Origin of the sequence: Pseudonocardia sp. Ae505_Ps2, assembly GCF_001932425.1 — a bacterium.
Taxonomy (GTDB): domain Bacteria; phylum Actinomycetota; class Actinomycetes; order Mycobacteriales; family Pseudonocardiaceae; genus Pseudonocardia.
Map to the genome: position 1 here is coordinate 197,225 of NZ_MCIP01000001.1, position 15,978 is coordinate 213,202.

Annotated in this window: 16 protein-coding genes and 1 pseudogene; 7 read left to right on the forward strand and 10 right to left on the reverse strand. The window is 75.5% G+C overall.

Features of this window, described 5'->3' with window-relative positions:
* Positions 1-124: 124 nt before the first annotated feature.
* Complete coding sequence (locus tag Ae505Ps2_RS00930) at positions 125-1,570, reverse strand: AMP-binding protein (RefSeq protein WP_075553330.1); 1,446 nt, start codon at positions 1,568-1,570, stop codon at positions 125-127.
* A 340-nt stretch (positions 1,571-1,910) separates the two neighbouring features.
* Between Ae505Ps2_RS00930 and Ae505Ps2_RS00935 the strand changes: the two genes are divergently transcribed.
* Together Ae505Ps2_RS00935 and Ae505Ps2_RS00940 are read left to right on the forward strand one after the other, a co-directional pair.
* Positions 1,911-3,698 (forward strand): acyl-CoA dehydrogenase, encoded by a 1,788-nt coding sequence (locus Ae505Ps2_RS00935; RefSeq protein WP_075553331.1) that lies wholly within the window; start codon positions 1,911-1,913, stop codon positions 3,696-3,698.
* 10 nt (positions 3,699-3,708) lie between these two features.
* On the forward strand, positions 3,709-4,929 hold the full coding sequence (locus Ae505Ps2_RS00940) for a helix-turn-helix domain-containing protein (protein WP_020625246.1): 1,221 nt from the start codon (positions 3,709-3,711) through the stop codon (positions 4,927-4,929).
* Positions 4,930-4,956: 27 nt separating this feature from the next.
* Here the strand turns inward: Ae505Ps2_RS00940 and Ae505Ps2_RS00945 are convergent, their stop codons facing one another.
* Positions 4,957-5,163: a hypothetical protein gene (locus Ae505Ps2_RS00945; RefSeq protein WP_020625245.1), complete on the reverse strand. Its 207-nt coding sequence runs from the start codon at positions 5,161-5,163 to the stop codon at positions 4,957-4,959.
* Positions 5,164-5,342: 179 nt separating this feature from the next.
* Positions 5,343-5,567 (reverse strand): hypothetical protein, encoded by a 225-nt coding sequence (locus Ae505Ps2_RS00950; protein WP_020625244.1) that lies wholly within the window; start codon positions 5,565-5,567, stop codon positions 5,343-5,345.
* Between the two features lie 152 nt (positions 5,568-5,719).
* Here Ae505Ps2_RS00950 and Ae505Ps2_RS00955 point away from each other — a divergent pair, with 152 nt between their 5' ends.
* The 3 genes from Ae505Ps2_RS00955 to Ae505Ps2_RS00965 all read left to right on the forward strand — a co-directional run bounded on the left by Ae505Ps2_RS00955 (position 5,720) and on the right by Ae505Ps2_RS00965 (position 9,456).
* Complete coding sequence (locus Ae505Ps2_RS00955; RefSeq protein WP_020625243.1) at positions 5,720-6,469, forward strand: class I SAM-dependent methyltransferase; 750 nt, start codon at positions 5,720-5,722, stop codon at positions 6,467-6,469.
* On the forward strand, positions 6,466-8,040 hold the full coding sequence (locus Ae505Ps2_RS00960; RefSeq protein WP_020625242.1) for a glycoside hydrolase family 57 protein: 1,575 nt from the start codon (positions 6,466-6,468) through the stop codon (positions 8,038-8,040). The genes Ae505Ps2_RS00955 and Ae505Ps2_RS00960 overlap by 4 nt, the downstream gene beginning before the upstream one ends.
* A 180-nt stretch (positions 8,041-8,220) precedes the next feature.
* The gene (locus tag Ae505Ps2_RS00965; RefSeq protein ID WP_075310606.1) at positions 8,221-9,456 is read left to right on the forward strand and encodes a glycosyltransferase family 4 protein; all 1,236 of its coding nucleotides are present in this window, start codon (positions 8,221-8,223) and stop codon (positions 9,454-9,456) included.
* A 13-nt stretch (positions 9,457-9,469) separates the two neighbouring features.
* On the opposite strand, the gene Ae505Ps2_RS00970 is transcribed toward Ae505Ps2_RS00965, so the two are convergent.
* On the reverse strand, positions 9,470-10,189 hold the full coding sequence (locus Ae505Ps2_RS00970; protein WP_020624509.1) for an acyltransferase: 720 nt from the start codon (positions 10,187-10,189) through the stop codon (positions 9,470-9,472).
* A gap of 80 nt (positions 10,190-10,269) precedes the next feature.
* Between Ae505Ps2_RS00970 and Ae505Ps2_RS00975 the strand changes: the two genes are divergently transcribed.
* Positions 10,270-10,473 (forward strand): hypothetical protein, encoded by a 204-nt coding sequence (locus Ae505Ps2_RS00975; protein ID WP_075310605.1) that lies wholly within the window; start codon positions 10,270-10,272, stop codon positions 10,471-10,473.
* Positions 10,474-10,506: 33 nt separating this feature from the next.
* Complete coding sequence (locus Ae505Ps2_RS00980) at positions 10,507-11,445, forward strand: nucleoside hydrolase (RefSeq protein ID WP_075553332.1); 939 nt, start codon at positions 10,507-10,509, stop codon at positions 11,443-11,445.
* Between the two features lie 37 nt (positions 11,446-11,482).
* On the opposite strand, the gene Ae505Ps2_RS00985 is transcribed toward Ae505Ps2_RS00980, so the two are convergent.
* From Ae505Ps2_RS00985 to Ae505Ps2_RS30775, 6 genes and pseudogenes are all read right to left on the reverse strand, one after another.
* Positions 11,483-12,964, reverse strand: a complete 1,482-nt coding sequence (locus Ae505Ps2_RS00985; protein WP_075333800.1) for a serine hydrolase domain-containing protein — start codon at positions 12,962-12,964, stop codon at positions 11,483-11,485.
* Between the two features lie 11 nt (positions 12,965-12,975).
* Positions 12,976-13,476: a helix-turn-helix domain-containing protein gene (locus Ae505Ps2_RS00990; protein ID WP_020624505.1), complete on the reverse strand. Its 501-nt coding sequence runs from the start codon at positions 13,474-13,476 to the stop codon at positions 12,976-12,978.
* Between the two features lie 43 nt (positions 13,477-13,519).
* Positions 13,520-14,134, reverse strand: a complete 615-nt coding sequence (locus tag Ae505Ps2_RS00995; RefSeq protein WP_075333801.1) for a response regulator transcription factor — start codon at positions 14,132-14,134, stop codon at positions 13,520-13,522.
* Between the two features lie 135 nt (positions 14,135-14,269).
* Positions 14,270-14,875, reverse strand: coding sequence for a VTT domain-containing protein (locus Ae505Ps2_RS01000; RefSeq protein WP_020624503.1), 606 nt, complete (start codon positions 14,873-14,875; stop codon positions 14,270-14,272).
* Positions 14,876-15,012: 137 nt separating this feature from the next.
* Entirely contained in the window at positions 15,013-15,666 is a 654-nt protein-coding gene (locus tag Ae505Ps2_RS01005) for a response regulator transcription factor (RefSeq protein ID WP_020624502.1), read from the reverse strand.
* Between the two features lie 90 nt (positions 15,667-15,756).
* A pseudogene (locus tag Ae505Ps2_RS30775) lies at positions 15,757-15,978 on the reverse strand (IS5/IS1182 family transposase); the annotation flags it as partial.

Here is a 15,978-nt window from a genome sequence, read left to right on the forward strand (position 1 = left end):
CGGAGGGTGGCATGCGGTAGCCGTCCGCGGGCGTTTCCGGGCAGGTCGGCTCCCCCGCCGGACCGGGGCGGTCCGCGGGAGGTCGGTGTCGTATCGGTGTCGGGTCGTGCCGGGTCGTGCCGGGTCAGCCGGTCGGGACTGCCGCCCGGCGCAGGGTGGGTTTGTCGATCTTGCCGACGGAGTTCTTCGGCAGGGCGTCCACGATCGTGATCCGGGTGGGGATCTTGATCCGGGCCAGTCGCCCCGCGCAGTGCTCGACGAGCTCCTCCGGGCTCGCGACGGCCCCGGGGAGCAGGGCCACGTGGGCGACGGGGACCTCGCCGAGGACCGGGTCGGCGGCACCGACCACGGCGGCCTCGTGCACGGCCGGGTGCGCGTAGAGCGCGTTCTCGATCTCCTTGGGGTAGAGGTTCTCCCCACCTCGGATGATCATGTCCTTGATCCGGTCGACCAGGACCAGGTAGCCGTCGTCGTCGAACCGGCCGACGTCGCCGGTGTGCAGCCAGCCGTCGCGGATCGTCTCGGCGGTGGCCCCGGGCAGGTTCAGGTAGCCGCGCATCACGTTCGGACCGGAGATCACGACCTCGCCCGGGCCGTCGTCGACGAGGGTGCCGTCGGGGCCCATCAGCGCGACGGTCTGTCCTGGGAGCGGCAGTCCGACGGTGCCGGGACGGCGCGGCCCGCCGGGCGGGTTCAGGGTCGAGGCGCAGGTGCCCTCGGAGAGTCCGTACCCCTCCACCAGCGGCACGTCGAACCGGCCCTCGAAACGGGCGATCAGCTCGGCGGGCATGGGCGCCGCCCCGCAGATGACCAGGCGCAGCGAGCTCGTGTCGGCCACCGCGTCGGCGGGCAGGGCGGCGAGCATGGCGTAGATCGCGGGGACCGCGGAGAAGTAGGTGGGCCGGACCCGGGCGACCACGTCGAGGAAGGTCTCCGCCCGGAACCGGCCGGCGATCGTGGTGCGCCCGCCTGCCAGGAGCGGGGACAGGACGGAGACGACGATGCCGTTGACGTGGAACAGCGGCAGGATCAGCAGGCTGTGGTCGGTGTCGTCGAGCCCGATCCCGGCGATGATCATCTCGCACATGGCGCGGACGTTGCGGTGGTCGAGCATGACGCCCTTGGGCCGCCCGGTGGTACCGCTGGTGTAGATCAGCAGGGCCAGCGCGTCGTCGTCGGTGACCGGTTCCGGCGCGGCGGCCGGGTCCCCGGCCAGCTCGGCGACGTCGAGGGTCACCAGCGGCGACGCCGCCCGTTCCCCCACCACGACACGCGCGGCGGAGTCGGTGATCTGGTGCCCCGCCTCGTCGACGGTCAGTGCCGGGTTGACCGGGGTGACGGCGGCCCCGAGCCGCCAGGCCGCGAACAGGGTGACCACGAGCTCGACCCGGTTGGGCAGCACGACCGCGACCACGTCGCCCCGACCGGCCCCCGCGGCGTGCAGGGCGGCGGCAGCACCCGCGACGGCGTCGGCGAACGCCGCGTTGTCGAGCGCGCGGGTCTCGTCGGCGATGCACGGTCCGGTCGGCGCAGCCCGGACGCGATCCTGCGGGAGCACGGCGATGTGCATCGGGGTCCTTCCCCTCGGTGTCGGACACGGCGTCGTCGATCGACCCGCCCAAGGTAGGAGCGCCGTGTGACCGACGCCATGGGCGTGGATCACGAACCCGGCCGGGCCGGTTGTACCGAGGACACAAAGCAGCGCCGAGTTCCTCGCGCTGCACCACTCGGACCGCGATCCTCGTCCGGGACGGACGTGCCGCGGTACCCACGACGATCCCCTCGCCGCGCGGGCCGGCGGTCGGTCACCGGTACGGTCCTGCCGCTCGACGGCGGCCCGTCCCGACCCGCTCACCGCGCCCGACCCGCCGACCCGCCCGATCCGCCGCCCCCGACCCGAAGGAGCCGTCATGGCCGCACCGTCGCAGCTGCTGTCCCGCAGCGACCTGGACTTCCTGCTGCACGACTGGCTCGACGTCACCGCGTTGACCGCCCGTCCGCGGTTCGCCGAGCACTCCCGGGAGACCGTCGACGCCGTCCTCGACGTCTGCGCCGAGATCGCGGCCGAGCGGTTCCGCCCGCACAACAAGCGCAACGACGCCGAGGAACCGCGCTTCGTCGACGGCCGCGTCGAGATGCACCCGGAGGTGGCACCCGCGCTGGCGGCGCTGGCCGGCACCGGCCTGCTCGGTGCCACCGCCGACGCCGACGCGGGCGGCCTGCAGCTCCCCCAGGTCGTGCACACGGCGTGCTCGGCGTGGTTCGCGGCGGCGAACATCAGCACCTTCGCCTACGCCATGCTCACCACGGCGAACGCGAACCTGCTGCTCGCGCACGGTTCCCCGGAGCAGGTGGACACCTGGGTGCGGCCGATGCTGGAGGGCCGCTTCCACGGCACGATGTGCCTGTCGGAGACCCAGGCCGGGTCGTCGCTGGCCGACATCACCACCCGCGCCGAGCCCCGCGGCGACGGCACGTACCGGATCACCGGCACCAAGATGTGGATCTCCGGCGGGGACCACGAGCTCGGCGAGAACATCGTCCACCTGGTGCTCGCGAAGATCCCCGGCGGTCCGGCGGGGGTGAAGGGCATCTCGCTGTTCGTGGTGCCGAAGTTCCTGCCCGACGGGGACCGCAACGACGTCGTGCTCGCCGGACTGAACCACAAGATGGGCTACCGCGGCACCACCAACACCGTGCTGAACTTCGGCGAGGGCGCGCACACCCCGGGTGGCGAGCCGGGGGCGGTCGGACACCTCGTCGGCGAGCCGCACACCGGGCTCGCGCAGATGTTCCACATGATGAACGAGGCCCGGGTCGGTGTCGGTGCCGGCGCGGTGGCGCTGGGCTACACCGGCCAGCTCGCCGCGGTGGAGTACGCGCGGAGCCGGCCGCAGGGCCGCCCGGTCGACGCGAAGGACCCGGCGGCGCCGCAGGTCCCGATCGTCGACCACGCCGACGTCCGGCGGATGCTGCTCGCGGGCAAGTCCTACGTGGAGGGTGGGCTGGGCCTGGTCCTGTACTGCGGGCGGCTGCTCGACGACCAGCGCACCGCCGAGGACCCGGCCGACCGCGAGCGGGCCGGGCTGCTGCTCGACGTGCTCACCCCGATCGCGAAGAGCTGGCCGTCGCAGTGGTGCCTGGCGGCCAACGACCTGGCGATCCAGGTGCACGGCGGCTACGGCTACACCCGCGAGTACGACGTCGAGCAGCACTACCGCGACAACCGGCTCAACCCGATCCACGAGGGCACCCACGGCATCCAGGGCCTGGACCTGCTCGGACGCAAGCTCGCCATGCGCGGCGCCGCCGGGCTCGACGCCCTCGACGCGGTGCTCGCCGCGACCGTCGCACGGGGCCGCGCCGCGGGCGGCGAGGCGGCCGAGCACGCCGACGCGCTCGACGCGGCCCGGGTGCGGATGGTGGAGGTGACCCGCGCGCTGCACGCCGAACCCGACGTCGCGGCGCGGCTCGCGAACGCCTCGGTGCACCTGGAGGCGACCGGGCACGTCGTCGTCGCGTGGGTGTGGCTGGAGCAGCTGCTCGCCGCCGCCGGCCGCGACGACGACCTGGGCCGGGGCAAGCGGGCCGCCGCCCGGTACTTCTTCCGCTACGAGCTGCCGCGGACCGGGCCCTGGTTCGACCTGCTCGCGTCGCTGGACCGGACCACCGTCGACCTCGATCCGGCCTGGCTCTAGGTTCGTCGTCGTGCCCGCCGACGTCGACGAGGTCGTGGCGGCCGTCGCCCGCGACATCGAGGCCCGGCTGCCCGAGCTGACCACCGAGATGACCGACTGGTTCGTCGGGGTCATCCCGGAGTTCCGGCACGACGAGACGGTCCGGCGGCTGATGGTCGCGAGCACCGCGGCGAACCTGTCGGCGATCGTCGGGATGCTCGCGCACGCCATCCCGATGGAGCAGATCACGGTGCCGCCGGCGGCCGCCGAGTACGCCCGCCGGTTCGCCCAGTACGAGCTGTCGCTGGAGGCGCTGCTGCGCGCCTACCGGCTCGGCGAGCACATGTTCGACCAGTGGGCGATCGACGCGCTGCGCCGGCTGGACCGGCCGGGTCCCGACCCGCTCACCGTCCTGTCCGAGCTGACCGGCCGCACCAACCGCTACATCGACCAGGTCATCGGAGGCCTGATCGACATCTACGAGACCGAGCGACGGCGGTGGAGCACGCGTTCCGGCGCCGACATCGCCGCGCGGGTGCGGATGGTCCTGGAGACCGAACCGCTGAGCGAGGCCGCCGCCCGCGAGCTGCTCGGGATCCCGGTCGGGGGCTGGCACCGGGCCGCGGTGCTGTGGGCGCCCGGGGCGGCGGGCGAGCCGGTCGACGACGCCGTCCTCCAGGCCGGGGCACGGCTGCTCGGCGAGGCGTCGAGCCGACCACCGCTGACCGTGCTCGCCGACAGCCGCACCCTGTGGGCGTGGCACAGCGCGCCCGACGTGCCCCCGCTCGACGTCGCACTGCTGCGGGAGCGGCTGCCGGGGCACCTGCGCCTCGCGCTCGGCGGAGCGGGCCGGGGCCTGGCCGGGTTCCGCGGGTCACTGGCGGAGGCCGTCCGGGCGCGGGCTGTCGCCGAGACCGACGAGGCCCGCCCGGCGGTCACCGACTTCGACGAGGTCGCGGTCGCCGCGCTGCTGACCGACCGGTCCGACGAGCTGCGCCGCTGGGTGGACCGGGTGCTGGCCGGGCTGACCTGCGAGGAGCCGGGCGTGGACCAGCTCCGGGCGACGCTGCGGGTCTTCCTGGCCGAGGGCGGCAGCTACACCCGGGCCGCGGCCCGGCTGCACCTGCACAAGAACACCGTGCACTACCGGGTGCGCAAGGCCGAGGAACTGCTCGGACGCCCGGTCGGGAAGGACCGGCTGCAGGTCGAGGTGGCGCTGCTGGCGGCCTCGCTGCTGCGGGGACGGCTGTAGGACTCAGCCGACGGACGGCTGTAGGGCTCAGCCGACGCGGCGGCCGGGCGGGGGCTCGGCGTCGGCGCGGTCCTCCTCGGGCACGACCATCGACAGCACCTCGCCGAGGGCCTCGTCGTCCATCGCGCGCGGCTCGACCGGCTCGTCACCGAGCACGCCCGACACCACCCAGGAACCGGACCGCCCGGTGATGGTGAGCGACAGCGTCTCGTTCTCGTCCGCCGGGTCGTTCATCCTGGGCTCCTCTCGGCACGACGCCGTGGGCGTCACCCGACCCGCACGGCCGGGGGAAGGGCGGATACCCGTCGGTGGGCCGGCGGTACCCGTCCGGGAGCGATCGCACGGCGACCGGCACGAACCGTGCGCCGACCGCGAACCGGACGTGCGCGACCCGACTGAGGCCCTAGTGCGGCTCAGCCCGGGTGCCGGCGGCCGGGCGCGGGGGCCGGGTACGCGGGGCCGTGCGCGGCCGACGGGGGGACCGGCAGCATCGCCCACAGCATCTCGGCGAGGGCGCCGTCGTCCAACCCCTTGAGCGGCAGCGGTTCCCGGCCGAGCACACCCGACACGAGCCAGGATCCGCTACGGCCGGTGATGGTCAGCGTCACCGTGTCCTCGTCGGTCGCGATGTCGGTCATGGGTCTCCCTCCGTCGTGCCTGGCAGGTCCTGCGTCGGGCTCCACGTCTCCAGACGTCCGCGGTGACGCTGCGTTGCCCCGCGTCGACGAGCGGTAGCGCACGCGAGGGGACCGGTGGGAGGTCTCACCGACGGGCGTGGTGAAGTCGGAGGGTGACCAGCAGCCTGCCCCTCACCGGGGAGCGCACCGTCCCGGGCATCAGCCACGAGAACTACTGGTTCCGCCGCCACGAGGTGGTCTACGCGGCCATCGCCGCCGACTGCTCGGGCGGCGTCGTGCTGGAGGCCGGATGCGGCGAGGGCTACGGCGCCGACCTGCTCGCCGGGACCGCCCGCGCAGTGCTGGCGCTGGACTACGACGTGGCGACCGTCGCCCACGTCCGGGCCCGCTATCCGCGGGTCGGGGTGGCCCGGGCCAACCTGGTGGCGCTGCCGGTGCCCGACGGGAGCGTCGACGTCGTCGTGTCGTTGCAGGTCATCGAGCACCTGTGGGAGCAGGAGCGGTTCCTGCGCGAGTGCCTGCGGGTGCTGCGCCCCGGCGGGCGGCTGATGGTGTCGACACCGAACCGGATCACCTTCTCCCCCGGCCGCGACACCCCGCTCAACCCGTTCCACACCCGCGAGCTCGACCCCCGCGAGCTGGCCGGTCTGGTCACCGACGCCGGGTTCGGCCGGGTCGTGGTGCAGGGGCTGCACCACGGTCCGCGGCTGCGCGAGCTCGACGCCCGCCACGGCGGCCTGATCGAGGCGCAGACCGCGCTGGCGCTGTCCGGGCAGCCGTGGCCGCAGGCGCTGGCCGTCGACGTCGCCGGGGTGCGGTGCTCGGACTTCGTGCTGCGCACCGGCGACCAGGCCGACCTCGACGCCTCGCTCGACCTGCTGGTCACGGCGACCCGGCCGTGAGCGGCACGCCCGTCGGGACGTTCTGCCTGGTCCTGCACTCGCACCTGCCGCTGCTGGCCCGGCACGGCCGGTGGCCCGTCGGCGAGGAGTGGCTCTACCAGTCCTGGGCGCACTCCTACCTGCCCGTCGTCGCGACGCTGCGCGAGCTGGCCGACGAGGGCCGCACCGGACTCGCCACCCTCGGGGTGACGCCGGTCCTGGCCGCCCAGCTCGACGACCCGCACTGCCTGCGCGGGGTGCACGACTGGCTCGGCGGATGGACGCTGCGTGCGCATTCGGCGGCGGGCCGGCTGCCCGACCTGGCCGCGCACGAGCACCGGGTGTCGACGGCGGCGACGGCGGAGTTCGAGCGGCACTGGCGCCACGGCGGGTCGCCCGCGCTGCGCGGGCTGCGCGACTCCGGCGCCGTCGAGCTGCTGGGAGGGCCGGCCGCGCACCCGTTCCAGCCGCTCCTCGACCCGCGGGTCCGTGCGTTCTCGCTGCGCGCCGGGCTCGACGACCACGCACTCCGCCTGGGTGCCCGACCGGCCGGGATCTGGGCGCCCGAGTGCGGCTTCGCGCCCGGGATGGAGCACGACTACGCGGCCGCCGGGGTGCACCGCTTCCTCGTCGACGGCCCCGCGCTGCGCGGTGACACCGCGTTCGCCCGGCCGGTGGGGACCTCCGACGTCGTGTGCGTCGGCCGCGACCTGGAGATCACCTACCGGGTGTGGTCGCCCCGCAAGGGCTACCCCGGCTCGGCCGAGTACCGCGACTTCCACACCTGGGACCACGACTCCGGCCTCAAACCGGCGCGGGTCACCGGACGGCGGGTGCCGACCGGGCGCAAGAAGCCCTACGACCCCGCGCTCGCCGCCCGCGCGGTCTCCCGCGACGCCGACGACTTCGTCGACACCGTCGTCGCGCGGCTGAGGGCACTGCGTGCCGAGCGCGGCCGCCCGGCACTGACCGTCGCCGCGTTCGACACCGAGCTGTTCGGGCACTGGTGGCACGAGGGGCCGGCGTGGCTGGCCGCCGTGCTCCGCCGGCTGCCCGAGGCAGGGGTCGCCGTGCGCACCCTCGGCGACGCCGTCGACGACGGGCTGGTCGGCGATCCGGTCGACCTCCGGGAGTCGTCCTGGGGCTCGGGCAAGGACTGGCGGGTCTGGGCCGGGCCGCAGGTCGCCGACCTGGTCGCGACGAACGCCGCCGTCCAGTCCGACCTGCTCGCCGCCCCGCACCCCGGGCCCGTCCGGGACCCGCTGGCCGACCTGCTCGCCGACCAGGCGTTGCACGCCCTGTCCAGCGACTGGGCGTTCATGGTCAGCAAGGACTCCGCCGCCGGGTACGCCCGCTCACGCGCCGCCCTGCACGCCGGGCGGGTGGCCGAGCTGTCCGGGCTGCTGCGCGCCGGTCGGCGGCGGGCCGCTCGGCGCCGGGTCGCGGCCTGGGTGGACGCGCCGCTGCCGACCTTCGGGCACGTGGACGCGCGGGACCTGAGCGGACACGCCGCTGCCACCCTGCCACCGGCCTCCGGACACGTGGACGCGGGACCTGGAGCGGGTCTGACCGCGAACTCGCTTACCCGGTAAGCGAATACGGCGAGGTGGGTGTCCGTGGGCCACCGACCCCGGGCGCCGGACTCACCACCCCGCCGGGCACCGGGTCCACCGCCCCGCCGGGCGCGGCGGGGGCCGCGGGGTCGCGGGGCCCAGCGCGGTGGACGACGCCCCGGGGGTTACCACCGGTCCGGCGTTTGCCAGGATCGGGCGATGCGGGTGCTGATGGTCAGCTGGGAGTTCCCGCCGGTCGTCGTCGGCGGGCTGGGGCGGCACGTGCACGCGCTGTCCCGTGAGCTCGTCGCGGCCGGGCACGAGGTCGTCGTGCTGTCCCGGGCCCCCACCGGCACCGACGCCGAGACCCATCCGACCCGCGCCGAGACCGTCGACGGGGTCCGGGTACTGCGGGTGGCCGAGGACCCGCCGGAACTCGAGTTCGCCGACGACCTGGTCGCGTGGACGCTCGCGATGGGGCACGCGATGCTGCGCCACGCCCTGACAACGCTGCTGCCGGGCTGGCGGCCGGACGTCGTGCACGCCCACGACTGGCTCGTCGCGCATCCGTCGATCGCGCTCGCCGACGTCCTCGGCGTCCCACTGGTCGCGACCGTGCACGCCACCGAGGCTGGCCGGCACTCCGGCTGGCTGCCGGGCCCGCTGAACCGGCAGGTGCACTCCACCGAGTGGTGGCTCGCCCAGCGTGCGGACGAGGTCATCACCTGCTCCGCCGCGATGCGCACCGAGGTCTCGGCCCTGCACGACCTCGACCCGGCCGCCGTCCACGTGGTGCACAACGGCATCGACCCGCGTCGCTGGCGGTCCCGCGCCGCCGCGGCACCGGCTGGCGACGGGCCGCGGATCGTCTACGTCGGACGCCTGGAGTACGAGAAGGGCGTCCAGGACCTGATCGCGGCGCTGCCCAGGATCCGGCGGCGGCACCGCGGGACCCGGCTGCTCGTCGCGGGGACCGGGACCCAGCAGGACATGCTGGTCGAGCGCGCCGCGCAGCACCGGGTGACGCGCTCGGTGACCTTTCTCGGCCACCTGCCCGACGGCGAGCTGACCGCCCTGCTGCGCGGTGCGGACGCCGTCGTGCTGCCGAGCCGCTACGAGCCGTTCGGGATCGTGGCGCTGGAGGCCGCAGCGGTGGGCGCGACGCTCGTCGCCTCGACCGCGGGCGGGCTCGGCGAGCTGGTCCGCGACGGCGAGACCGGTCTCGGGTTCGCCCCCGGCGACGTCCCCGGGATCGCCGACGCCGTGGACCGCGCGCTCGCCGACCCGGCCGCGGCCCGCCGCCGGGCCCGCGCCGCCCGGGCCCGGCTGCGCACCGACTTCGCCTGGCCGGTGATCGCCGGGCACACCGCGCGCATCTACGCCGGTGCCACCGCGGCCGGGCCGAGGGAGCTCCCCCGCCCGAAGATCCCCACCGGGAACCTGTTCGACACCTGAGCCCGCGGGGTGCTCAGGCCCGGTCCAGCCGGGCCTGCAGGGCCCGATCGGCCTTGCGGGCCATGTCGGCGACGGCGGCACGCTCGGCGGCCGCGGCCTCGTAGTCGGCCCGCCGGTCCCGCACCACCCGCGCCGGGGTCCCGACGGCGATCGACTCCGCGGGGATGTCCCCCCGCGCGACCGCGTGCGCCCCGAGCACGCTCCCCGGGCCGATCCGGGTGCCGCGCAGCACCGAGGTCTTCACCCCGAGCCAGCAGCCCTCGCCGATCCGGACCGGCGACTTCACGATGCCCTGGTCCTTGATCGGGCGCCGGACGTCGTCGGTGCGGTGGTCGAAGTCGGTGACGTAGACCCAGTCGGCGACCAGCGTCGTCGCGCCGATCTCGACGTCGAGGTAGCAGTTGACGGTGTTGTCGCGGCCGAACACGACCTTGTCGCCGATCCGCATCGAGCCCTCGTGGCAGCGCAGGGCGGTGCCGTCGCCGATGTGCACCCACCGGCCGATCTCGAGCCGCCCGAACCCGGGGCGGGCCTCGATCGTGACGTCCTTGCCCAGGAACACCATGCCGCGCAGCACGACGTGCGGGTGCCGCAGCCGCAGCTTCGCCAGCCGCCAGTACCGCCGCAGGTACCAGGGGCCGTACGCGCGGTGGCGCAGGATCCAGCGCAGCGAGGTGAGGCTGAACAGCTTCGCCTGCTCCGGGTCGGCGTCGGGGATCGGCGGACGTCGCACCCGCCAGACACTAGGCGTGTGCACCCCTGCGGCGACGGGTACCTCCCGAGGACCGCGATCCCCACCCGAGAGGCCAGCCCGTGAGCGACCACCGCCAGCCCGACGACGGCACCGACGTCGGTACCGACGAACTGACCTCCGGAGGCGGCGGCACCTCCCGCGTCGACGCCGACAAGGCGGGCAACCCCCGACCCGCCGCGACGACCGACGACTCCGGGGCCACCGGAGCGGCCGCCCGCGAGGTCGACGCCGAGCACGAGGACGAGCCCACCCGGAGCGAGTGACCGCCCCGGCGGGCCGGTCGTAGGCTCGCCGGTGTGCCCCGTCCGTTGATCATCTCGACCGACCCCGGTGTCGACGACGCCGTCGCGCTCGTCCTCGCCCTGCGCAGTCCCGAGGTGGACGTCCGGGCCGTCGTCGCCACGTTCGGCAACGTCGGCCTGGACGCCACGCTGCCCAACGCGGGACGGCTGCTCGCCCTCGCCGGGCGGCCGGACGTCCCCCTGGGGGTCGGGGCCGCCCGCCCGCTGGTGCACCGGCGCGAACAGCGGGCCGGGCACGTGCACGGCTCCGACGGGCTCGGCGGGCGCGCCGCGGCGCTGCCGGAGCCGGTCGCGCCGGTGGCCGGATCCGGGGTCGCGTTGATGGCGCGGGTGCTCGAGGAGGCGACCGAGCCGGTCACGATCGCCTCGATCGGCCCGCTGACCGACACCGCGATCCTGCTGGCCGCCCGTCCCGACCTGGCGGGGCATATCGAGCGGGTCGGCGTCATGGGCGGGGCGATCGGCGGCGGGAACGTCACCGCCGCGGCCGAGTTCAACGTCCACGCCGACCCGGAGGCCGCGCACCGTGTCCTCGCCCAGGACCCCGGCGCGGGCTCCGCGCCGGTCGCGCTGGTGCCGCTGGAGACCACGCTGGGCTGTGCCGCGGGCCCGGAGTGGGTCGCCGCACTGGGCGACGCCGATCCGGTCGGCGCCGAGCTGGCCGCGATGATCGCCCCGTACATGCGGTTCTACCGGGGCCGCTACGGCCGCGACGCCGTCGCCCTGCACGACGCGACGGCACTGCTGGAGTGCGTCGCGCCCGGGTCGCTGACCCCGACGCCCACGGCGCTGACCGTGGAGACCGGCTTCGGGCCTGCCCGTGGGGCGACGGTGCCCGCCGAGCCGGGCACCCGGCCGGTGGACGTGCTGTCCGCGCCCGACGTGCCCGCCGTGCTCGACGCGGCACTGGCCCGGCTCACCGCGCGTCGGTAGCCGGCGCGGGCGCTGCTCCCGCGAGCCTCGCGGGGTCTCAGCCCGCCCACACCGCCACGGCGACCAGCGCCGCCGAGAGCCCGAGCCCCGCCCAGGCCGTGACGGCGCGCCCGGAAGGGCGCAGCGGCAGGTCGCGGCCCCGCAGCACGGCGAGGACCAGCGCGGCCGCTGCCGGGGCGAGCACGAGGCCCCACACCCAGCCCCCGACCGAGGCCCACGGACCCCGGTTCCACAGCAGCACCAGCCCGAACACCGCGGTCAGCAGGCCGTCGGCGATCGGCAGCAGGGCCCCCTCCCGCAACGCGCGGCGCAGCGCGAGCAGCGAGAACAGCGCCGCGGCCGCGACCGGCGCCCAGGCGAGGAGGCCCGCGCCGCCGTCGGACGGAGGTGTGCCGAACAGCAGGGTGCCGGCGACCGGTTCGACCCCGGCGGTGGTGTCGCCGAGCACGACCACGGCCCGGCCGCCGTCGCGGTCGAGGGCGACCATGCTGCTGAACCCGGCGGTGCCGCCGTTGTGCCAGACGTAGGGGTGCCGGGCGCCGTCGGCGCCGGTGGCCTCGCTGGTGACCCAGATCCAGCCGATCGACGTGCCGGGCCCGTCCTGCGCGGTCGGGGTCAGCGCGGCGGTCCCCGGTGCGACGCCGGTGAGCTGGGCCGCGGCCCAGCGTGCGAGGTCCTCGACGGTCGAGAAGGTGGAGCTCCCGGCGGGCAGGTAGCCCTCGCCGACCCAGCGCGGCGCGGGGCGCCCGTTGTCGCGGTGTCCGGGGACCGCGGTGTCCGGGACCTGCGCGTCGGTGGCGGCGAAGGTCGTCGTGGACATGCCGAGGGGGCCGGTGATCCGGTCGGCGACCAGCTGCGGGTAGCCGTCGGCGCCTGCGGCGCGGACGAGCGCCGTCCCCAGCAGCGCGACGCCGAAGTTGGAGTACGTGGGCGGCTGCTGCGGGTCCACCGCGGCGGCGCGGGCGTCGTCGAGGAGCTGCGCGGTGGTCGTGGACGAGTACGGGTTCAGGTTCACCGTCGTGGCCAGGGCCCCGGCGGCGGCGGTCGCGCCCAGCGGCGGCAGCCCGGAGCGGTGCTGGGCGAGCGAGGCGAGGGTGACCGCGCCCGCCGGGGTGCCCGCCAGCTCCGGCAGGGCCCGCTCCAGCGGGGCGTCGGGACGCACCTCGCCGCGGGTCACGGCGTCGGCGAACAACGCGGCGGTGAACGTCTTGGTGACCGAGCCGATCTCGAAGGGTGCCCCGGCGTCGGCGGGGCCGAGCCCGGCGGTGGTGACCGTGGTCGGCGTGACCTCGGCGACGGCGAGCGACCGGTAGCCGTCGTGTCCGCCCGCCGCGGCGCGGACCCGCTCGGCCAGGGCCGGGTCACCGGTGGTCTGCGGGCCGAGCCGCCGGTGCTCCGGGCCGGCGACGGCGCCGACGAGCACCGCCAGCACGGCGGCGACGGCGGCGACAGCGGACACGGCCCCGACGCGGTGCCCGGTCCCGGCGGTCGTCGAGGTGGAGGTGGTGGTGGCGGTCATCGCGGGTCCCCTCATCGGTGCGCGGCCAGGACTGTGACCAGCAGCGGGACGACACGGGCGGCGGGCACCTCGTAGTGGCCGCGGCGGGTCGAGGCCAGCCACCCGGCGGCGACGAGCTGGCGCAGGTGGTGGTGCAGCTGCCCGGTCGTGCCGACCGAGGGTTGCTCCAGCAGCTGCGCGGTGCCGTGCACCCCGCCCAGCACGTGCTGCAGGATCGCCAGCCGTGCGGGGTGGGCGAGCGCGTCGAGGGTGCCGGCGAGCTCGGACCAGTCGGCGTCGAGCAGCGCCTCGCCGGGGCGGGCGTACTGCCAGCGGACCTCACCGGTGCCGGGGACGGCGACGCTTCCCGCCATCAGGACCGCGCCGGGGCTGCGGGCCTCCAGCTCGGTCAGCGCCCAGAGGACGTCGTCCGCGGGCGCCGCGGGGGTGTCCCCGCCGGTCGGACGGAGTGCGTCCTGCAGGTCGGCGACGGCGCGTTCCACGGCACGCAGCCGGGCGTCGAGATCGGTCACACCACGAAAGTACGGAAATACGCAGAAACGTACAAGCGACGGTTCAGGCGAGCCCGTACTCGATGGCGTGCCGGACGAGCGCCGCGCGGCCGGGCACCTCGAACTTGCGCAGCAGCCGCTGCACGTGGTTCTCGACCGTGCGCGGGGACAGCACCAGCCGGGCCGCGATCTGCTTGGCGGTGAGCCCCTCGACCACCAGCCGCAGCACCTCGGACTCGCGCGGGCTGAGCTCCGGAACCGCGTGCGCGGGGGCCGCGACCGACTCCAGGACGACGTCGGCCAGCCCCGGGGAGAACGCGGGCCGCCCGGCAGCGGCCGCGGCGGCGACGGCGGCGAGCTCCCGGGGGTCCGCACTGGTCGCGACGCCGGTCGCGCCGGCCCGGACCGCGTCGAGGACCCGGGCGTGGTCGGCGACCGCACCGGCGACGGCGAGCACGGCGACGGCCGGGACGCGCGCGAGCACCGCGGAGATCACCGCGGGCGCCACGCCCTCCGGGCCGGTCAGGTCGACCAGGACCAGGCCGGGCCGGGCGCGGTCGACCGCGGCCGCGGCCCCCTCGGCGGGCGCGGGCGGCACGTGGGCCACGACCTCGACCCCCGGCGGCACGACCGGCCGCCCCACCGCCACCGCCGAGATCCGCTCGCCGTCCTCGTGCACGTCCTCAGCTCTCCCCGCCCCGTTCGTCCGGACGGCTCAGCTTGCCATGTGCCGCAGCGCAGGAGACCGTCCGAACGGCGCGGGACGCAGGTTCGACGCGAACGGGTCGGGCGCCCGTCGGACCGGCCGGACCGGTCAGACCGCGACGACGGGGCGGCGCAGCCGCAGCAGCGCCCTGGCCGCGGCGGCCACGGACGCGACGAGCGCCGCGAGGACGACCCCGGCGAGCACCGACATCAGCGGGTCGCCGTGCGTGATCGGTCCGACCAGGACACCGATGCCGGTCATCCAGGTGCTCCACACCAGCGCGCTGGCGACGGTCGCGGGCAGGAACGCGCGCAGCGGCAGCCGGACCCGGCCGGCCGCGGACACGCTCGCCAGCCGTCCGCCCGGCAGCAGCCGGGTCGCGACCAGCGCGGTGATCGGCCGTCGGTGCAGGTGGCGGCGGATCCAGGCACCGGTCCCGTCACCGCGACGGGTGGCCCGGACCACGGAGTGGGAGCTGCGTCCGGCGCCGTAGAGCAGCGCGTCGCCGAGCAGGGAGCCGACCACCGCGGCACCGAACAGGGCCACGATCCGCCACCGGTCGCCGTCCGCCAGTGCGGCGGCCGTGGCGCTGAAGAGCACCGGCTCGCTCGGGAGGAACGGGAACGGCCCGTCGCACATCACGGCGACGGCGAGCAGGGGCACCAGCCAGGGGCTCTGGAGCAGGTACCCGATCAGCGCGCTCGGGTCGGTCACAGGCGTCTCCGGGGGTCGCGCGTCGGGGGCTGCTCCGAGTCTGCCGGGTCCCGTGACCTGTTCGTGATGGGGGTGTCCCCCGTTACCGTTTGCCGCCGTTCACCGCGGGGAACCCACCGTGCCGCTCCCGGACGGGCTCAGTCGGCGAGTCCCTGTTCGATCGCGTAGCGGACGAGCTGGCTGCGGTTGTGCAGCTGCAGCTTGCGCAGGGTGTTCTGCACGTGGCTCTCGACGGTCCGGTGCGAGACGACGAGCTTCGCCGCGATCTGCTTGGCCGTCATGCCCTTCGCGACCAGGCGTAGCACCTCGGTCTCCCGCTCGGTGAGCGCCGGGACCGACGGCGCGCCGTCGGCGGGGCGCGGGGCGTCGGCGAGCCGCCGGTACTCCCCCAGCACCAGCCCGGCCAGCCCCGGGGTGAACACGGCGACGCCGTCGGCGGTGCGCCGGATCGCCTCCAGCAGTTCCTCGACCCCGGCCGACTTCACCAGGTAGCCGAGCGCACCGGCCTTGACCGCCTCCAGGACGTCGGCGTGCTCGCCCGACGCGGACAGCACCAGCACCCGGCTGTCCGGGCTCTGCTGTCCGATCGCGGCGATCGCGTCCACGCCGGAGGTCGCGCCCAGGTTGAGGTCCATGAGGATCACGTCAGGCCGCACGGCCGTCGCGATCCGGACCGCGGCGGGCGCGTCCGGGGCCGTCGCGACGACGTCGAGGCCGCGCTCGGCGAGGTCGCGGGCCACGCCCTCGCGCCAGATCGGGTGGTCGTCGACGACCATCACCCGGATGCTCATGTGTCCTCCCTGGGGACCCTGATGACCCATTCGGTTCCGATGTCCGGTCCGGTGTCCAGCGTCAGTGAGGTGTTCTCAGTAGCGGGTTGATCATGTCGTGCGGTCGTACTCGGTGTGGAGTAGTACGAGCGCAGCTGCGGTGATCGCGCCGGTGCGCCAGGGACATAGCGTGACTCGCCGCAACGCGGCGAAGGTGGTCTTGAGCAGGGCGTTTCCGCGTTCGGCCAGAGCACGAAGGGCTGAGTGCAGGGTGTTGACGGTGCGCTGGTTGACCGTCTGCCCGCGGCCGGGGGCGAGTTTGATGGGCACGGT